The sequence below is a fragment of the Dactylosporangium siamense genome, assembly GCF_016862795.1.
GTDB lineage: Bacteria > Actinomycetota > Actinomycetes > Mycobacteriales > Micromonosporaceae > Dactylosporangium > Dactylosporangium siamense.
Genome location: NZ_BONQ01000129.1, coordinates 96581 through 113895, shown reverse-complemented (window position 1 = coordinate 113895; position 17315 = coordinate 96581). Strand labels below are relative to the sequence as shown.

General features: G+C 72.2%; 12 protein-coding genes. 7 read left to right on the top strand and 5 right to left on the bottom strand.

What is annotated here, in order from left to right; genetic code table 11:
• The first annotated feature begins 55 nt into the window (after positions 1–55).
• Both Dsi01nite_RS41835 and Dsi01nite_RS41830 read left to right on the top strand, forming a co-directional pair.
• Positions 56–808, top strand: a complete 753-nt coding sequence (locus Dsi01nite_RS41835; protein ID WP_203852049.1) for an amino acid ABC transporter ATP-binding protein — start codon at positions 56–58, stop codon at positions 806–808.
• Positions 805–1968 carry a M20 family metallopeptidase gene (locus tag Dsi01nite_RS41830; RefSeq protein ID WP_203851966.1) on the top strand — a complete coding sequence of 388 codons (1164 nt, stop codon included), beginning with the start codon at positions 805–807 and terminating at the stop codon, positions 1966–1968. The genes Dsi01nite_RS41835 and Dsi01nite_RS41830 overlap by 4 nt, the downstream gene beginning before the upstream one ends.
• A gap of 50 nt (positions 1969–2018) precedes the next feature.
• Here Dsi01nite_RS41830 and Dsi01nite_RS41825 read toward each other — a convergent pair whose 3' ends face one another.
• A complete protein-coding gene (locus Dsi01nite_RS41825; protein WP_203851965.1) occupies positions 2019–3245 on the bottom strand; it encodes a cyanophycinase in 1227 nt (408 codons plus the stop codon).
• 148 nt (positions 3246–3393) lie between these two features.
• Here Dsi01nite_RS41825 and Dsi01nite_RS41820 point away from each other — a divergent pair, with 148 nt between their 5' ends.
• On the top strand, positions 3394–4800 hold the full coding sequence (locus Dsi01nite_RS41820; RefSeq protein WP_203851964.1) for a pre-peptidase C-terminal domain-containing protein: 1407 nt from the start codon (positions 3394–3396) through the stop codon (positions 4798–4800).
• Between the two features lie 20 nt (positions 4801–4820).
• Positions 4821–5663 (top strand): MurR/RpiR family transcriptional regulator, encoded by an 843-nt coding sequence (locus Dsi01nite_RS41815; protein WP_203851963.1) that lies wholly within the window; start codon positions 4821–4823, stop codon positions 5661–5663.
• A gap of 57 nt (positions 5664–5720) precedes the next feature.
• On the opposite strand, the gene Dsi01nite_RS41810 is transcribed toward Dsi01nite_RS41815, so the two are convergent.
• Entirely contained in the window at positions 5721–7397 is a 1677-nt protein-coding gene (locus tag Dsi01nite_RS41810) for a GGDEF domain-containing protein (RefSeq protein WP_203851962.1), read from the bottom strand.
• 129 nt (positions 7398–7526) lie between these two features.
• Complete coding sequence (locus Dsi01nite_RS41805; protein ID WP_203851961.1) at positions 7527–10928, bottom strand: 3-keto-alpha-glucoside-1,2-lyase-like domain-containing protein; 3402 nt, start codon at positions 10926–10928, stop codon at positions 7527–7529.
• Between the two features lie 317 nt (positions 10929–11245).
• Between Dsi01nite_RS41805 and Dsi01nite_RS41800 the strand changes: the two genes are divergently transcribed.
• Both Dsi01nite_RS41800 and Dsi01nite_RS41795 read left to right on the top strand, forming a co-directional pair.
• Positions 11246–11770: a nitroreductase/quinone reductase family protein gene (locus Dsi01nite_RS41800; RefSeq protein ID WP_203851960.1), complete on the top strand. Its 525-nt coding sequence runs from the start codon at positions 11246–11248 to the stop codon at positions 11768–11770.
• A gap of 4 nt (positions 11771–11774) precedes the next feature.
• Positions 11775–12368: a TetR/AcrR family transcriptional regulator gene (locus Dsi01nite_RS41795; RefSeq protein ID WP_239136567.1), complete on the top strand. Its 594-nt coding sequence runs from the start codon at positions 11775–11777 to the stop codon at positions 12366–12368.
• Between the two features lie 42 nt (positions 12369–12410).
• Here the strand turns inward: Dsi01nite_RS41795 and Dsi01nite_RS41790 are convergent, their stop codons facing one another.
• Positions 12411–12881, bottom strand: coding sequence for a hypothetical protein (locus tag Dsi01nite_RS41790; RefSeq protein WP_203851959.1), 471 nt, complete (start codon positions 12879–12881; stop codon positions 12411–12413).
• Positions 12882–13101: 220 nt separating this feature from the next.
• Between Dsi01nite_RS41790 and Dsi01nite_RS58510 the strand changes: the two genes are divergently transcribed.
• On the top strand, positions 13102–16056 hold the full coding sequence (locus Dsi01nite_RS58510) for a fibronectin type III domain-containing protein (RefSeq protein ID WP_203851958.1): 2955 nt from the start codon (positions 13102–13104) through the stop codon (positions 16054–16056).
• Between the two features lie 93 nt (positions 16057–16149).
• Here the strand turns inward: Dsi01nite_RS58510 and Dsi01nite_RS41780 are convergent, their stop codons facing one another.
• Positions 16150–17268, bottom strand: coding sequence for a hypothetical protein (locus Dsi01nite_RS41780; RefSeq protein ID WP_203851957.1), 1119 nt, complete (start codon positions 17266–17268; stop codon positions 16150–16152).
• Between the last annotated feature and the right edge of the window lie 47 nt (positions 17269–17315).

Below are 17315 nucleotides of genomic sequence, written 5' to 3'. Positions count from 1 at the left end.
CGAGCCGAAGGGTGGTGCGGTGAACGTGCCGAAGGGTGGTGCCGTGAGCGTGCCGATGGTCTCGGCCGAAGGTGTCCGGAAGCGGTACGGCGGTCACGAGGTGCTGTGCGGCGTGGACCTGCGCATCGCGCCGGGTGAGGTGTGCTGCCTGCTCGGCCCGTCCGGCTCCGGCAAGTCCACGTTCCTGCGCTGCGTCAACCACCTGGAGACGGTCGACGGTGGCAGCCTGCGGGTCGACGGCGCCCTGGTCGGTTACGTGCAGCGCGGCGACCGGCTCTTCGAGCTGCGCCCCCGTGAGGTGGCGGCCCGGCGGCGCGAGATCGGCATGGTCTTCCAGCGGTTCAACCTGTTCCCGCACCTGACCGCGCTGCAGAACATCACCGAGGCGCCGTTGCGGGTGCTGCGTGAGCCGGCCGGCGAGGTCCGCGAGCGGGCCCTGGCCCTGCTGGAGCGGGTCGGGCTGGCCGACAAGGCCGCCGCGTTTCCGGCGCAGCTGTCCGGCGGGCAGCAGCAGCGGGTGGCGATCGCCCGTGCCCTGGCGATGCGCCCGAAGCTCATGCTGTTCGACGAGCCGACGTCCGCGCTGGACCCGGAGCTCGTCGGTGACGTCCTGGAGGTCATGCGCGGTCTCGCCGCCGACGGCATGACGATGCTGGTGGTCACCCACGAGATGGGCTTCGCCCGGGAGGTCGCCGACACGGTCGCGTTCCTCGACGGCGGCCGCGTCGTGGAGTCCGGCAGCCCGGACGAAGTCCTCGTCAACCCCCGGCACGAACGCACCCGCGCGTTCCTGTCGAAGGTGCTGTGAGCATCCGCGACGCCGCCGAGGCGCGCTACCCGTCCTATGTGGAGCGTCTCGGCCGGCTCGTGAACATCGACTCGGGCTCCCGTGACCTGGCGGGTCTGCGCGAGGTGGCGACGCAGGTGGCGGCCTGGTGCACCGACGCGGGCCTGTCGACGCACCTCGTGCCGGTGCACGACGCCGCAGTGACCCCGCTCGGCGATGCGGTCGTCGCCCGGGTCCGGGGTGCCGGTACCCGCCGGATCCTGCTCGCGGGGCACCTGGACACCGTCTTCGCGGCGGGCACGGCGGCGGCCCGGCCGTTCCGGATCGACGGCACCCGGGCGACCGGGCCGGGCGTCTGCGACGACAAGGGCGGCGTCCTGGCCGGGCTGTGCGCGGTGGAGACGCTGCTGGACCTCGGCCGGACCGGGTTCGGTGAGCTGATCCTGGTGGCGACGCCGGACGAGGAGATCGGCTCGATCGGCAGCCGGGCGCTGCTGGGCCGGCTCGCGGCCGACGCGGACGTGGCGCTGTGCCTGGAATGTGCCCGGGAGAACGGCGATCTGGTCTCGGCCCGCAAGGGCGTCGCCGATGTCGAGCTGGTGCTGCGCGGTCGGGCCGCGCACGCCGGGATCGAGCCGGAGCGTGGCGCCAACGCCGCCCTGGCCGCGGCCCGGCTGACGATCGCGCTGCAGGAGCTCAACGGGCGGTGGCCGTCGGTGACGGTGAACGTCGGTGTGCTGCAGGCGGGACAGCGGGCCAACGTGGTGGCCGACCAGGCCCGGCTCGTCGTGGACCTGCGCGCCGATCGGGTCGGCGCGTTCGACGAGGCGCTCGCCGCCGTCGAGGCGCTGAGTCGCCGGTCGTTCGTGGACGGTGTGACGGTGGAGCTGGCGGTGCACGCGCCGACGCCGCCGTGGGAGCGTTCCGCCGCGACGCAGCGGCTGGTGGACCTGGCCGGCAAGGTCGGGGCCGCGATCGGTGTCGAGGTCCGCGACGCCGCCACGGGCGGTTGCGCGGACGCGAACCTGTTCGCCGCGGCCGGGGTCGCGGTGCTGGACGGGCTCGGCCCGGTCGGTGGCAACGACCACAGCAGCGACGAGTGGCTCGACCTGGGGTCGGTGCCGGAGCGGGTGGCGCTGCTCGCGGGCCTGGTGGACGCCGCGGCGCACGACGAGATGTAGCGGCACGGCCTGGAGAAGGGGCCCCGGGAAACCGGGGCCCCTTCGCTGTTTCAGCTGATCCGGATCGAGACGCCGGTGAACGTGACCGCGTCACCGGTGCCGAATCCGGCGAAGCCGGGGCCCCTGGTCAACTCGACCGTGAAGGCCGGCCCCGTCTCGTAGGTGCGGCCCGAGGTGCGCCGGCACCCGGCGACCAGCCCGAGGGCGAGCGTCGGCAGCACATCCTCGCCGAACACGTCCTCGGACGGGCCCACCTGGCATCCCCCGGTCCCGTGGGACCGCGGTCTGGTGCTGGCCGGCCGCCAGCGGCCGGCGTCGTAGGTGTCGCCGGCGGTCAGCCGGGTCCACCGCACGTCGCGGATCGCCCATCCAGCGGTGCGCCGGTCCACCTTCGCGGCCCGCAGGTCGAGCACGTGCACACCGCTCGTGCCGATGACCCGCATCGCCTCCCGCCGCGTGCCCACGCCGGTCACCTCGAGTGCGGTGTCCTGGTCGAGGCCGAACACCCGGTTGTGGTGGGTGTCCGCGGCGAGCCGGATGGAGCGGCCCTGCCGTCCACGGGTGGAGAAGTGCGTGTCGAGCAGACCGGCCCGGAAGAAGCCGAAGCCGCCCTCCGGCAGGTAGCCCAGCACGCTGGCGTCGTCGAAGTAGCCCGCGGCGCTGCCGTCGCGGAGTCCTTCGTACGATTCGCCGCCGGTGAGCATGTCTGCGCCGGCCTGGATCTGCGCGCCGGCGCTGGTGCCGGCGACCACCGCACCGGCGTGCAGCCGGCTTCTGATGGCCGCGAGCACGGCGGAGTCGGTGCCGCCGGCCCGCCGCATGGTGGTCACGTACCGATACTGGTCGCCGCCGCCGAAGAAGAACCCGGTCAGCCCCCGCACCTGCGCCACGACCGACGGGTCGTCGGCCGCGGACACGTGGTCGAGGTCGATCGGGATCCACTCGGCGTGGGCGCCGTACCGCTCGAACAGCGCCGCGTAGTAGTCACCGTTGCAGACGCTGTTGTTGCAGTCGGGTGTACCGGCGTCGGGGTCCTCGGCCGGCGTCGAGGACGCCGCGGTGACGATCCCGATCCGGGCGCGCCCCGGCCCGCCGGCGAGGCGGACGATGTCGCCGTAGACCGCCGCGTTGTCGTCGGACAGGCCGCCGCCGACGAGCACCAGGCTGCCGCCATCATCCTGCGGATGGTGGGCGGACGCCGCTGACGCCGGCAGCACCGAGAGCGCGAGAGCGATGCAGACGCCGGCCAACGCGGCCGGCAAGCGTTTTCTGGGCATGGTTGCTCCTCCGACGAACCGTGAGAGGGCGGACCGTGCGCCACTACCCTACGATCACCGCCGATGTAACAGCAAGCACATCTTTAACAAATCGAAGAACTTATGTAACGTACGTTTCACCCCACCGCTCGACCCTCCCGGAGGCGTCATGCATCTAGCCCGGCTCTGCACAGCCGCACTGCTGACCACCACGGCCCTCGTCCCCCTCGGCGCCACCGCCGCACACGCATCGGTCACCCGAGTCCGGCAGGGCAGCACCAGCGACGTCACCCGCGGCACCTGGAGCGGCCCGTCGTTCGTGATGAACGGCTCCGGCGCGGTCGTGCCGGCCACGATGACCACCGCGCTGAACGCGATCCGCGGCGGCACCGGCACCCTCGACGTCGTCGTCATCGCCGGATCTGGTTCCACCACCCCGGAATGCGATGCCATCATCGGCCTGACCGGCGTCAACTCCTGCACCACCCTCACCCTCACCGCCGCGTCCGACGGCAACAACAGCCAGGTCAACACCGACATCCGCAACGCCGAGTTCGTCTACTTCGCCGGCGGCGACCAGTGCCGCTACGCGGCCTGGAAGGGCACCGCGCTGGAGGCCTCCGTCGAGTCGGTGGTCGCCAAGGGCGGCGGCAGCGGTGGCGGCAGCGCCGGCCTGCACATCAACAGCGACATCGTGTACGACGCGTGCGGTGGCAGCGCCACGTCGGCGACCGCGCTCGCCGACCCGTACAGCGCCGCCATGACCTTCACCACCGGCATGTTCGGCTGGCCGAACTACCTCAACACCATCAACGACTCGCACTTCGTCACCCGCGACCGGATGGGCCGCACCATGGCCTTCGTCGCCCGCGCCATCGCCGATGGGCGCACCACCGCCGGGAAGGCGTGGGGCGTCGGCATCGAGGAGGGCGGCTCGTTCGTCATCGACCGCAACGGCCTGGCCACCCTCGCCGGGCAGGACGCCTACATCGTGCTCGGCGACCACACCCCCGAGCGGGCCACCGCCGGGCAGTCCCTCACCTACTCCGACTACAAGATCTGGCGGGTCACCCCCGGCGGCACGTTCGACTTCAAGACCCGCCCCACCTGCGGCTACTACCTCAAGAGCGTCACCAACGGCACCCCGAGCGGCAGCCTGTACTCCGGCACCCCGGTCACCGACTGCAGCGGCGGCGGTGGCGGCGGAGGCGGCAACCCGTCCCAGGTCACCGAGACGGAACCGAACAACAGCCGCAGCGCCGCCAACACCGTCACCGTCCCGGTGACCGTCACCGGCGACCTCGCCACCAGCGGCGACCGCGACTACTTCAAGCTCACCCTCGCCGCCGGGCGCACGCTCACCGCGGCCTGCGCCGTGCCCAGCGCCTACGACGCCGACATCTACCTGCTCAACAGCGGCGGCAGCACGCTGACCCGCTCCGTCAACGACGGCGCCGGCACCGACGAATCCGTCACCTACACCAACACCGGCAGCGGCTCCGCGACGCTGTACCTCGATGTCGAGGCCTACAGCGGCAGCGGCACCGCCGACTACACGTGCACGATCACGATCTGAGTGTTGTCTACGCTGGTCCCATGACGCAGACCGTCGGTGTCGCGGGCATCATCCGGGCTCGGCTGGGCGAGTGCAGCCCAGCCGAGCGCCGGGTCGGCCGTGTGCTGCTCGCCGCCTACCCGACCGCCGGCCTCGAAACGGTCGCCACCCTCGCCGAACGGGCCAAGGTCAGCGCCCCGACCGTCCTGCGGTTCCTGACCCGCCTCGGGTTCGGCAGCTACCCCGACTTCCAACGCGCCCTGCGTGACGAGCTCGCCGAACGCGAGACCTCGCCGCTGTCGGCGTACAGCGCCGACGAACCGGCCGACGGCCCGCTCGCCCGCGCCGCGGCCGTGCTGCCGACTGCCGTCGCCGAGACGCTCGCCGAACTCCCCGACGCCGAGCTCGACCATGCCGTGCGGCTCATCGCCGACCAGCAGCTGCGGGTCACCGCGCACGGCGGCCGGTTCTCCTCGCTGCTCGCCGAGTACCTCGTCCTGCACCTCATGCAGATCCGCGGCAACAGCCGGATGCTCCCCACCGGCCCGGTGCAGCGGGTCGACGCCCTCGTCGACGTCGGGCGCCGGGACCTGTTCGTGCTGTTCGACTTCCGCCGCTACGAGCAGCCCACGCTGGAGCTCGCCCGCACCGTCACCCAGCAGGGCGCGCGGATCATCCTGTGCACCGACCGGTGGCTGTCGCCCATCTCCGGCCTCGCCGACGTGGTGCTGCCCAGCCGGGTCGACTCGCCGTCGCTGTATGACAGCTTCGTGCCGTCGCTCGCCCTGCTCGAAGCGCTCGTCGCCGGGCTCATCGACCGGCTCGGGCCGGCCGCCGGGCAGCGCCTCGCCGCGATCGAGGCCGCCAGCCAGCCCTACCTGTGACCCTAGGATGGCCGGGCTGCGGCGGGCCTCGCTCCGACCCCCACTTCGATACCGCCCCTACCGTCGCGACGCCTCGCGTTTGCGTTGATACATGGCGAGGTCCGCGCGGTGCAGCAGCTGCTCGGTCGACTCCCCCGCGCGGTGGACGGCCACGCCGACGCTGCCACCGATCTGCGCCACCCCGGCCGTCAGCACGAACGGCTCGTCCAGCACCGCCCGGAGGCGCCGGGCGACCTGCTCCGCGGGTGCGGCGGCGGCCGGGTCCTGCACCAGCACCACGAACTCGTCGCCGGCCAGCCGGGCGACGAAACCGCCGTCCGGCACCTCCGCGCGCATCCGCTCCGCGGCCGTGACCAGCAGGTCGTCCCCGGCGCGGTGGCCGAGGGTGTCGTTGATGTCCTTGAACCGGTTGAGGTCGACGAACAGCAGGGCCACCGAGCCGCCGCCGGCGCCGGCGAGCGCGGCGTCCAGGCGGGCCAGGAACTGGGCCCGGTTCGGCAGGCCGGTGAGGGGGTCGTGCATCGCGGCGTACCGGGCCTGCGCCTCGGAGCGGTAGCGGCGCAGGGCGCTGGAGATGGTGACGCCGACGGCCTCGGCGCTGAAGCGTTCGTCGACGGAGAAGCGCCGCCGTCGGCCGGAACGCTGGATCTGCAGCCGGCCGCCCTCGGCCAGCGCCACGGTCAGCGTCGCACTGGAGCCGGCCGGGGACCCGTCAGCGGTCGCGAGGTGCGGTGTCCCGTGCTCGTCGTCGGTGAGCAGCACGACGGCCTCGGCGGACATTGCCACCCTGACCTGCTCGACGATGTACTGCAGCAGCCGGTGCTCGTCGTCCTCGGCCAGTGCCCTCGTGCCGAGCTGCGCCACGAGGGCGTGCAGGCGCCGGGCCCGTTCCCGGCCGTTGATCAGCTGGATCACCCTGACGATGAGCAGCACGACGACGCTGAGCACGCCAAGGCCGCCGAAGGAGGTCAGCTGGTCGCCGCCGGCCTGGATGAACACCCCGACGATGGCCAGCGACAGGGCGATGCCGAGCAGCACGACCCTGGCGTAGGGCAGGTCGCCGCGACGGTCGCCGGGCACGGTCATGCGGACCATGCCCGGAGCGAGCGCGGCCGCGCCCAGCAGCAGGCGGCTGAGCCCGGCGAGGACGTCGGCGCCGACGACGGAACCGATGATGCCACTGTTGGTCATGGCGAGGGAGATGCCGATGAGCTGCCCGGCGACGGAGCCGAGCAGCAGCAGCCAGGCGCTCGGTGACCGTCGCGCGAGAAAGACCAGGCGCAGGCACGCCGCGAGGGTCACACTGGCGCTCACGGTGAGCACCAGCACCACCTGTTGCGGCACGACCGCCTGGTCCGGCTGCCCGGCGAGGAGGAACTGCCGCAGGGCGACCGCGAAGGACAGGGCCAGGATCCAGCCGTCGAACGCCTCCTCGCGGTCCTTGCCGCCGCGCACCCGCGCCAGGAGCAGCGGTGCGACGAGGAAGCCGAGGTTGCCCAGCACCGACACCAGGATCGTCGGGCCGTGCAAGGCCGCGCCACTGGTCAGCATCTTCGGAAACGACGTGCACCCGACGGCTCCGGCCAGGATCAGCCAGATCGCCGGCCGCCGCGGCCGGTGCACCCGGACGCCGATGACGATCGCGGCGACGCCGACCAGGCCGGTCAGGACCCCGGCGACGACCACCGCCGCCGGTGGGCCCGCGACGATCAGGGCCATGAGCACCACGCTCACGGCGACGTACCCGGCGGCCCACCTCCTCACTGCGTTCAATTCGGTCGTGGGGCGCCGCTCTTGAGTGGATCTCCGCGGCCACCCCTGCGCTCCTCCGGCGGGGACGCAGGGGTGGCGTGCGGTGCCGGGTTACGCGGGTTCGATCCAGATGTTGCGGTAGCGGACGTTGGCGCCCGGGTCGCCGTGGTCCTGCAGGCGGATCGGCCCGCCGGTCGGGCCCTCGGCGGCCCCGGCTCCGGTGGGTCCGTCGAGCTCGACGTTGTTGTGCACGGTCACGCCGTTCCACACGACGGTGGCGCGGGCGTTGGCCGTCTTGGTGGTGCCGTTGTACCTGGCTGCGGTGAAGGTGATCTCGTAGGTCTGCCAGGTCTCCGGTGCGGTGCCGGCGTTGCTGGTGGCCGCGTGCTTGAGGTAGAAGCCGGCGCAGTCGTTGTTGGCGAGGGTGGCCTTGCCGTAGGTGTCCAGCACCTGCAGCTCGTAGCGGTCCTGCAGGTAGATGCCGCTGTTGGCGCGCTGCTGTCCGGTGACGTCGCCGGGCAGGTTCGGCAGCCAGAACTCGATGTGGAGTTTGAAGTCGCCGAAGGACTGCTTGGAGCGGATGTCGCCGCCGAGGACCTCGGCCGAGCCGCCGGAGACCGGCCAGGTCGCGGCGCTGCCGTCGGACAGCTGCCAGTTGTTGAGGTTGGTGCCGTCGAACAGCTGGGTCCGGGTGCTGCCCGCGCCGCCGTTGAACACCCACTTCTGGTTGTCGCCGTTGGCGAACTCCCAGATGTGGATCTGGGTGCCGTCGGCGGAGCTGACGCCGGCGGCGTCGAGGACCTTGCCCGACTGCGGGTTGAGGATGGAGCCGTTGGCCTGTGGCTGCCAGACCTGGGCGGCGGAGCCGTTGCACGTCCACAGCTGCACGAGCGTGCCGTTGGTGGTGCCGCCGTTGTCCACGTCCAGGCACTTGCCCAGGGCGCTGAACGTGTCGCCGGTGCGGGTCCACTGTTGCGCGCCGGTGCCGTTGCAGGTCCACAGCTGGATCTTGGTGCCGTCGGCGGTGCCGGAGTTGTTCACATCGATGCACTTGCCGCCGATGCCGGTGATGGTGCCGGCCCCTCCGGTGCTGGCGGCGCCGTACACCTCCAGCTCGTAGATGCGGGCGGCGAGGTTGCCGTCGCTGGCCGGGGTGCTGACGTTCAACCGGACGTAGCGGGCCCCGACTGCGGTGATGTCGTGGGTGGTGGTGCTGGCCGTGTTGGCCGTCACCGTCGTCCTGGTCGTCCAGTTGGTGCCGTCGGTGCTGGTCTGGATGGTGAAGTCGCGGGTGTTCCAGGCGGTGTTCTCGCCGCCGGCGCCGGCGTGCTGCACGACGAACCGGTTGACGTTGTAGCTCGCGCCGAGGTCGACCTGCAGGTACTTGCCGGCACCGAGGGAGCACCACTTGTCACCGTTGCCGCCGGAGACGCTGCCGTTGACCGCCTGGGCCGGGCCCTCGGACGCGGCGCAGGAGCTGTCGGCGGTGGCCGGCTTGTTCAGGGCGAGGTTGCCGGCCGGCTGGGTGCCGCCGGGGATGGCGTTGAGCGTGTACCAGGCCTCGGTGCTCCACAGCGCCTGACCGTCGGTGGAGCTGAACGGCCGGGGCGAGCGGACGTAGACGACCCGGCCGGCCTTGAGCCCGTCGATGGCGAGGGTGACCTTCTTGCCGTCGGCCGACAGCGTCGCCGAGGTGACGGTCAGGGTCTCCTCGTCGACCTTCGGGCCGCCGTAGGCCGCGGTCGGCACGTATCGCCACTGCTTGACCCGGTACTTGCCGGCCAGGGCTGCCGCCGTCTCCGCGGACACCGGCTTGGTGTACTCGATCTCGAACCCGCCGGACTGCGCCCGCATCGCCAGGATGTCGAAGGTGTTGGTGCCGTTGGGGGTGAGCTTCTGCAGGCCGTAGCTGAGCTTGCCGTCCTGGCCCCAGTTGCCGCCGCCGTGCAGGCCGCCGGTGTACAGGGCGCCGTCCGGGCCCAGGCTGACCTCGGAGACCCCGGCCTCCAGGCCCTGCGTCATGCGGAACAGCGCGCCCTGGTATTCGCCGTTGACCTTCTCCAGGTACGCCCGCTGCAGGCCGCCGTAGGTGACGTCACCGATGGCCAGCTGCCCGGCGAACGTCCCCTGCGTCAGCAGGACCGGCGTGCTGGGCGAGTTGCCGATCTCGTTCTGCGGCAACCAGATCACCGGCTGGGTGACCGCGGTGCCGTCGAACGGGCCGGCCGGGTTCATGTAGTGGTTGAAGAACCGGCCCTGCTTGATGTGCAGCAGTTTCGACGACGGCAGCCAGCCGCCCTGGTTGTCGGTGACGAGCAGGCTGTTCTCCGGGCCCCAGCCGATGCCGTGCGGTGTGCGCAGCCCGCCGGCGACGTAGGTGACCGCGCCGGTGTTGCGGTCGATCTTGATGGTGGTGCCGCGGTTCGGGGCCGGCTGCGGGTCGGTGGTGGCGCCGCCGTAGTTGATGGACACCGACAGGTTCAGGTAGAAGAACCCGTCCTGGTACAGCAGGCCGAACGCGAACTCGTGGAAGTTGCCGCCGAACGGCCAGGTGGCGACGGTGCGGTACTGGTCGGTGACGCCGTCGCCGTTGGTGTCGTTGAGCTCGGTGAGCCTGGACTTCTCCGAGACGTAGATCTTCCCGTCGACGATCTTCACGCCCATCGGCTCCTGCAGGCCGCTGGCGACCCGGGTCCGGGTCACCTGGGCGGCGCTGGTGGCGCCGGTGACGTTGCCCAGGATCCACACCTCGCCCGCGGTGTTCAGGGAGCCGCCCCAGGTGGCCACGGCCAGGCGGCCGTCGGGGAACCAGTCGAAGCCGGTCACCTGCGGCTCGAAGCCGGACGGGCGCAGGTCGGTCAGCGTGTAGCTGGGGTGGACCGAGGTGAGCGGCAGCCCGTCGCCGGGCGAGTCGGCGCCGCCCTCGCACTCCTTGCGGCCCGGCGCGGTCACCCGCACCACCCCGGCGTCGGTGCTCAGCGCCGAGTTGGGCACCAGCACGAACGAGGACGAGCCCGGGGTCTTCCATTCCAGGGTGATCTGCTGACCGCCGTCGCGTTCGAAGTGGTCGATCCGCAGCGCGTGCAGCCCGGTGGTCAGGCTGACGGTGCCCTCCTTGGGCAGCGGCCCGTGCAACCCGTCGTGGTTGATGACGGTGGAGTTGTCGATCAGCAGCCGGGACCCGTCGTCGCTGGTGAGCCGGAAGGTGTAGCTGCCGGCGGCGCTGATGTTGACGTTGCCGAGGACCTGGGCGACGAAGAAGTTGTCCTGGCCGAAGTCGCTGACCGAGGTCCAGTCGATGGTGGGCATCAGCTTGTCGACGTTCGGGGTCTGCGCGGCCTTGAGGGTGCACAGCTCGTTGAGGGGTGTCTGCACGTCGAAGACCCGCAGTGTGACGCCCGGCTCCTGGGCGGGGGCCGCGGCGGCGGGCGCGACCCAGAGGCCGGCGGTGAGGACGAGCGCGAACGATCCGAGGACAGGACTGCGAAGTCGGCGCAGCAGTCGGGTGCCCATGATTCCTCCTGAAAGGGGTGGGTGGGTTCGGCGGCCGACCGGGTCTGGCGGGGTCTGGCGGGTTGGGCGGCAGCCGATCATCCGAGCCCGGGGTCGTCGACGCCGACGACGAACACCCTTGAGGCATCGCGTGATGGACTCGGACGATAGGGCACTTTCGATGACCGAGTCCATAGTTTTGGATCTGTTGAACAAAAGTTTTAGAGATCCGGAAATAAGTTCGCCGGAATTGACGTCTTTCACCGCATATTCGATGGCGCACAGGATTGGCGGGCCTGCCAGTTTTCGCTACACTCGCGTAGCGTTACGCTGGCGGGGTGAGCATCCAGCAGCGACCTGCGGTCGAACGCGTCCAGCCACCGAAGACCCCGTACCGACTGGTCAACCGCGTCATGCGCGGCCTGCTGTCCTCACCGCGCCGGGCCCGGGGCGTCGGCCGCCACCTCATGCTGCTGCACGTCACCGGCCGCAAAACCGGACGGAGCCTGGTGTTTCCGGTCGCTTACCGGACCCTGGAGGACGGCCGGCTGCTGGTGCTGACCAACTCCGGCTGGCGGGTCAACCTCCGCGGCCGCTCCGACGTCGCGGTCACCCTGCTCGGCGAGCGGCGCAAGGCCGGCGCCGAGCTGATCGAGGACCCGCAGACCGTCGCCCAGCTCTACCGGGACCTCATCGAGGCCGTCGGGCACGAGAAGGCGGGCCGCAGGATGGGCATCCGCATCAACGTCCCCCGCACCCCCACCCTGGACGAGCTGGCAACCGCGGCGACCCGCGACGGATTGTCCGTGCTCTATCTCGACCTGGATTCCCGCTCGCCGGGTGCTCAGCCGCCGATACGGTGAACGGGTGGCACGCCAGGACCCGTTCATCCCGAGAAGCACCGACCCCCGCGTGCAGCGCAGCCGCGCCGCCGTCATCGCGACGGCGCTGGAACTGCTCACCGAACGCGGCATCGCCGCCACCACCATCGAAGCCGTCTCGGAACGGTCCGGCGTCGCCCGGACCACGATCTACCGCCAGTGGCCGGGCCAGGCCGAGCTCGTGCTCGACGCCTTCGCCGCCGTCCTGCGGCCACCCGCCGACCCCGACACCGGCACGTTGCGCGACGACCTCGTCGAGCTCACCACCGGCCTGGCCCGAGCCCTGTCCACCGGGCCGGCCGCGGGGCTGATGCTCGCCCTGATGGACGCGGCGGAACGCGAGCCGTCCTACGCCGCGCTGCACCGGCGCGAGGCCGAGCTGCGCCACGCCGTCATCCTCGACGTGATCACCAGGGGCATCCGGCGCGGCGAGCTGCCGGCCGGCACCGACCCGGCCGAGGTGCTCGACCTGATCGCCGGGCCGATCTTCCACCGGCGCACCGTCTCGCAGGGCACGGTCGACCCGGCGTTCGCCGCCCGGGTCGTCGACCGGGTTCTCCTCGCCTACCGGCACCCGTAGGCCGGGCGGCGCTGCCCGGCCTACGGAGCGCGAAGTCCCGCCTCAGTTCGCGTTGACCGTCAGCACGAACACGTCGGGGTACACGACCTGCTGCACCGTGAGCGTGCCGGTGTGGTTCTTGGTGAGCGGCAGCTGCTGCGGCACGAACCGTTCCAGCGCGCTCTCGTTGATCTCGCCGGTCGCCTCGAAGACACCGGCCGGGGTGTACAGGACGTCGGTGCAGGTGCCGTAGTAGTCGGCGCCGACCTTGCGGGTGGTGAGGCAGAACGTGCTCACCGAACCCACCGCGGCGCCGCCCTGAGTCAGGCTCAGCGGCCCGGTCGAGCTGAACCAGCTGCCCGCACCGCGCGGGTCGCAGGTCGGGTCGACCGGCGTCGGCGTGCACGCCGGCACGAAGACGACGTTGGCGGCGGTCTCGAAGTAGGTGAGCTGCTGAGAGGCGTGTGCCGCGGTCGCGGGCAGCAACGCGACCCCGAGTGCCGCGACGGCTGCGGCGACGAACGCTTTGCGCATGGAACCTCCTTGATGTCGGTCGCCCGGCGGCTCACCGGACGCCCGTCATCGTGTGCCGCCGCGCGCCCAGCGCCGAGCGGACCGGTCCATGCTGTGAACCATGTCCATGTCCGGACCTCCGCGGTGGCACCGGCCGGGGAACAAGATCCGTGAAGTCCAACGGCGAACGACACAATGCGTTACGTTCTGAGCACTTAACGTAACGGAGTGTCTCTTCGCCATGCGTAAATTCGTCTCGGGCATCGTCGCCGTCCTCGCCACCACGCTGAGCACCGGCGTGTTGATCACCGCGGCGGCGAGCCCGGCGGCCGCCAGCGGTCCCACCTCGTTCTCCTACACCGGTGCGCCGCAGACGTACACGATCCCGGCCGGTGCCACGAAACTGCAGGTGGTCCTCAAGGGTGCGCAGGGCGCCGGCGGCAACGGCGGACCCGGCGGCGTGGTGTCCGTCGTGATCACCACCCCGCCGTCACTGGGCGGCACGATCCAGGTGATGGTCGGCGGCTCGGGCGGCTGGAACGGCGGCGGCTCGGCAACGTCCGGCGGCGGCAACGGCGGCGGTGCGTCCGACATCCGGCAGGGCACCTGCGCCGCGACCCTCAGCTGCGCCGCCGGCGACCGCACGGTCGTGGCCGGCGGCGGTGGCGGCGGCGTCAACTACGACGGTGGCGGCGGCGGCAAGCCCGCCATGCCCGCCTACAACACCTCCGGCGTCGGCAGCAACTTCGGCCGTGAAGGCGGCCCGGGCACCCAGGTCGGCGGCGGCGCGGGCGGCACAGCAGCGAGCGGTGCGGGCGCCGGATCCGCCGGTGCGCAGGGCACCGGTGGCGCCGGCGGCACCGGAACGGTCGGCGGGAGCGGCGGCGGAGGCGGCTACTACGGCGGCGGCGGGGGCGGCGGGACGAACTCCGGCGGTTCCGTCGGCGGTCCCGGTGGCGGCGGCTCCAGCTACGTCGACGCGACCAGGCAGGACGCCGCTCCCACATACACCAACGCCGACAACTACAACACCGGCTCGATCGAGATCTCCACCCTCGGCCCGCCCGCCCCGTCCGGCGTCAGCGCCCAGGTCACCGCGGGCACCGGCGCCATCGGCCTGCAGTGGACCGCACCCGGCGGCGGCGCCGACTCCTACGTCGTCTACCAGGCCACCAACTCCGGCGGACCGTTCACCGCCGTCGCGTCCGGCACCTGCGCCGCCCCCACGGGCACCTCCTGCACGTTCACCGGCACCCCCGGCCAGGCGTACTACTTCACCGTCGCCGCGGTCCTCAGCGCCGCCGAGGGCGCGGCGTCGAATCCGGCGGTCTCCGCGACCGCGATCGAGCCACCGGCGCCGCCCGGCACCGTCAGCGGCGCCGCCACCGGCGACGGGACGATGACCGTCACCTGGACCGACCCGTCCACCGCGGGCGCCCCGGCCAGCACCTACCAGGTCCTCGTCTCCGCCGGCGCCGGCTCGTTCGCCGCGGCCGCCGCAGGCACGTGTTTCACCGGCCCGGTCACCAGCCCCTGCACCGTGACCGGGTTGACCGGCGGCACCTCGTACCGCTTCCAGATCGTCGCAAGCAACGCCGCCGGCACCGGCTCGGCGTCGAACCCGTCGACCGGTGTGGTCGCGGTCGCCGCGCCGGGCGCCCCGACCCCGACGAGCGTGACCGTCACCGGGTCCGGCACCGTGACCGTCGCCTGGTCCGGGCCGTCCGAGGCCACGACCGGGTTCAAGGTGTACAGCTCCACCGGCGGCCCGTACACCGCCGTCGCCGCGGGTACCTGCGCCGCCGCGCCCACCTCGAGCCCGTGCACCGTCACCGGGCTGGCACCGGGCCAGGCGTACCACTTCACGATCTCCGCGGTCTCAGGCGTCCTGGAAGGCAGCCAGTCCGTGCCGTCCGGCGAGGTCACCGCGATCACGACGCCGGGCCCGCCGGGAACCCCGGCGCTCACCCTCGCCGGCGCGCGCTCGCTGCGGGTCACGTGGACATACCCGAGCAGCAGCACCGCCCCGGCGACCGGCTTCCGCGTCACGCTGTCCAAGAACGGCGGCCCGTACACGAGCGTCACCACCGGTCCCTGCGCGGCGCCGGCGGCCAGCCCGTGCGTCCTCGGCGGCCTCGAGGCGGGCGCCGCCTACCGGGTCCGCGTCACCGCAACGAACGCCGCCGGCACCGGCAGCGAATCCACCGACGCCACGCCGGTGACCGCCGCCGACGCACCGGCGGCGCCCACGATCGCCTCGGTCGTGCCCGGCGACGGGCAGGCGGTCGTCACCTGGACCTCGGCCGCGCAGTCCGTCACGTTCCACGCGGCCGCCGTCCCCACCACCGGGAGCGGCCCGACCCTGCGCTGCCAGGCCGCCGCCCCCGCGCTCACCTGCACCATCGTGGGGCTCGCCAACGGCACCGGCTACACGATCACCGTCCTGGCCAGCGGCGACCTCGACTCCTCGCCGAGCAGCCCCGCCACCGTGACCCCGAGCGTCGCACCGGCCGCGCCGGTCGTCACCGTCCAGGGCGGCACCGCCTCCATCACGGTCAGCTGGACCGCTGCCGCCGCCGGCTCCGGCATCGGCGGCTACCTCGTCACCGCCACGCCCGGGCCGGCCACCTGCGAGACCGGCCCCACCGGCACCGGATGCGTCCTCGGCGCGATCGCCGGCACCAGCTACACCGTGTCCGTCGTCGCCAAGGGCACGTTCGGCCGCGACTCCGCAGCGGGCGTGTCCGCCGCGGTGACCCCGACGACCCCGCCGCTACCGGCCGCCCCGCCGTCGTCCGCCGCCGAGCTCACCACCGACCAGGGCGACATCAGCACCGCCGCCCCCGGCCAGCGCATCGTGGTCGTCGGGCACGGGTTCGCCCCCCACTCGACGGTGACCATCGCCGTGTACTCGACGCCGAAGGTCCTCGCGACCGCCGTCGCCGACGCCGCCGGGGACGTGGAACAGCCGGTGACCGTGCCGGCGGACCTCGCCGCGGGCGCCCACAACCTGATCGCGCTCGGCGTCGACAGCAACGGCCTCACGCACACCCTCGCGCTCGCGGTCACCGTCCCGTCCGCTGCGGCGAGCCTGCCGGTCACCGGGATCGCCCTGAGCACCATGCTGACGGTCGCCCTGACGTCCGTCGCCGCCGGGGCGCTGCTGCGGTCGGTGGGCAACGGCTTCAGGAGGTGATGAGCCCGGCGGCGGCGAACCGGTCCCGGACGTGCGTCAGCAGCCCGCTGAAGGCACCTGCGCAGGACCCGGCGTGTCGAGGGTCGTCACCCGTCAGGCGGGCGGGGTGTAGGCCGGAAGGTTCGCCGCGACCAGGTGCTGCTCGAAGGCGAAGACGTTCGGGTCGCGGGCGTCGACGGTGGCGCTCACCCAGTGGTTCTGGGCCTCGCCGAACGTGGTCACGCGGGTGAAGTTCTCGACTACGTTCGGGCCCGCGAGGCCGGCGGCGTTGGTGGTGGCGTAGTCGGTGAGGGGCTTGTCCATCTCGAAGCTGTGACTGTCGCCGTTGACCAGGACCACCCGGCCGTTGAAGGCGGTGGTCTGCAGGAACAGCTCCTTCTTGGTGTCCGCGTAGTGGGTCTGTACCGCGGTCGGGTCCCACATGTCGGCCTGCGTGATGATCATGACGCCCTTGCTGCGGGCGGCCTTCGCGGCGGCGAAACCGGCGCGCAGCCACTCCAGGTTGGCCGCGTTGCGGGCCGCGTACTCGGCCTGGCCCTCCGCGGCGGGGCCGTTCTTGCCGCCGTCGGCGAAGTTGTTGTCGCTGCCGGGGATGTTGACGGTGATGAACGTGACCGGGCCGCGCGACCAGCGGGCGTTCTCCGGGTAGGCGGCGCTCTGCCGGGTCACGCTCATCGGGTGGCGGCCCTGGCTGAGGTTCGTGGTGAAGAAGATCGAACGCAGGTAGGCCAGCCGGTCGCTGGAGTCGGAGATCAGGCCGCCGAGGGTGCTCGGCCGGTCGCAGTCGGTCCACTCGTTGTCGCCGGGTGTGTAGACCACCGGAGCCTGGAACTGGCCGAAGAGGTGCTTCGTGTACTTGTACACGTCCGGGTGGGTCGCGTCGGCGATCGCCTTGTCCGGGGTGGGGTTGTTCGGGTCGGTCGGGTGCGGGTCGGCGAAGCAGGGTTCGCTGCCGTTCTTGGTGTCGCCGTCGAAGACCGAGAAGGCGAGGCGGGCGTCGTTCATGTCGGCGACGAGGTTGGCGATGTGGGACCGGCCGTAGTCGCCGTAGGGCATGTCGCCGAAGAGACCGACGTCGAAGGTCGCTCCGCGGGAGCGGTCGTCGTGGTTGCCGTCGGCGAGGGCCGGCGACGAGCCGCCGGTGGCCAGGACCACGCCCATGATCAGGGCAGCTCCGGCCGCGGTCAGGCCGACGGACAGTTGGGTGCGCATGGCGGGCTCCTCCGGGGGCGAGATGGCTGTCCGGAGTGTCGGCCGCC

Coding starts and splice junctions, on each gene's coding strand:
- Dsi01nite_RS41835 (WP_203852049.1), top strand. CDS start 56: ATGGTCTCGGCCGAAGGTGTCCGGAAGCGGTACGGCGGTCACGAGGTG.
- Dsi01nite_RS41825 (WP_203851965.1), bottom strand. CDS start 3,245: ATGCCCAGAAAACGCTTGCCGGCCGCGTTGGCCGGCGTCTGCATCGCT.
- Dsi01nite_RS41820 (WP_203851964.1), top strand. CDS start 3,394: ATGCATCTAGCCCGGCTCTGCACAGCCGCACTGCTGACCACCACGGCC.
- Dsi01nite_RS41815 (WP_203851963.1), top strand. CDS start 4,821: ATGACGCAGACCGTCGGTGTCGCGGGCATCATCCGGGCTCGGCTGGGC.
- Dsi01nite_RS41805 (WP_203851961.1), bottom strand. CDS start 10,928: ATGGGCACCCGACTGCTGCGCCGACTTCGCAGTCCTGTCCTCGGATCG.
- Dsi01nite_RS41790 (WP_203851959.1), bottom strand. CDS start 12,881: ATGCGCAAAGCGTTCGTCGCCGCAGCCGTCGCGGCACTCGGGGTCGCG.
- Dsi01nite_RS58510 (WP_203851958.1), top strand. CDS start 13,102: ATGCGTAAATTCGTCTCGGGCATCGTCGCCGTCCTCGCCACCACGCTG.
- Dsi01nite_RS41780 (WP_203851957.1), bottom strand. CDS start 17,268: ATGCGCACCCAACTGTCCGTCGGCCTGACCGCGGCCGGAGCTGCCCTG.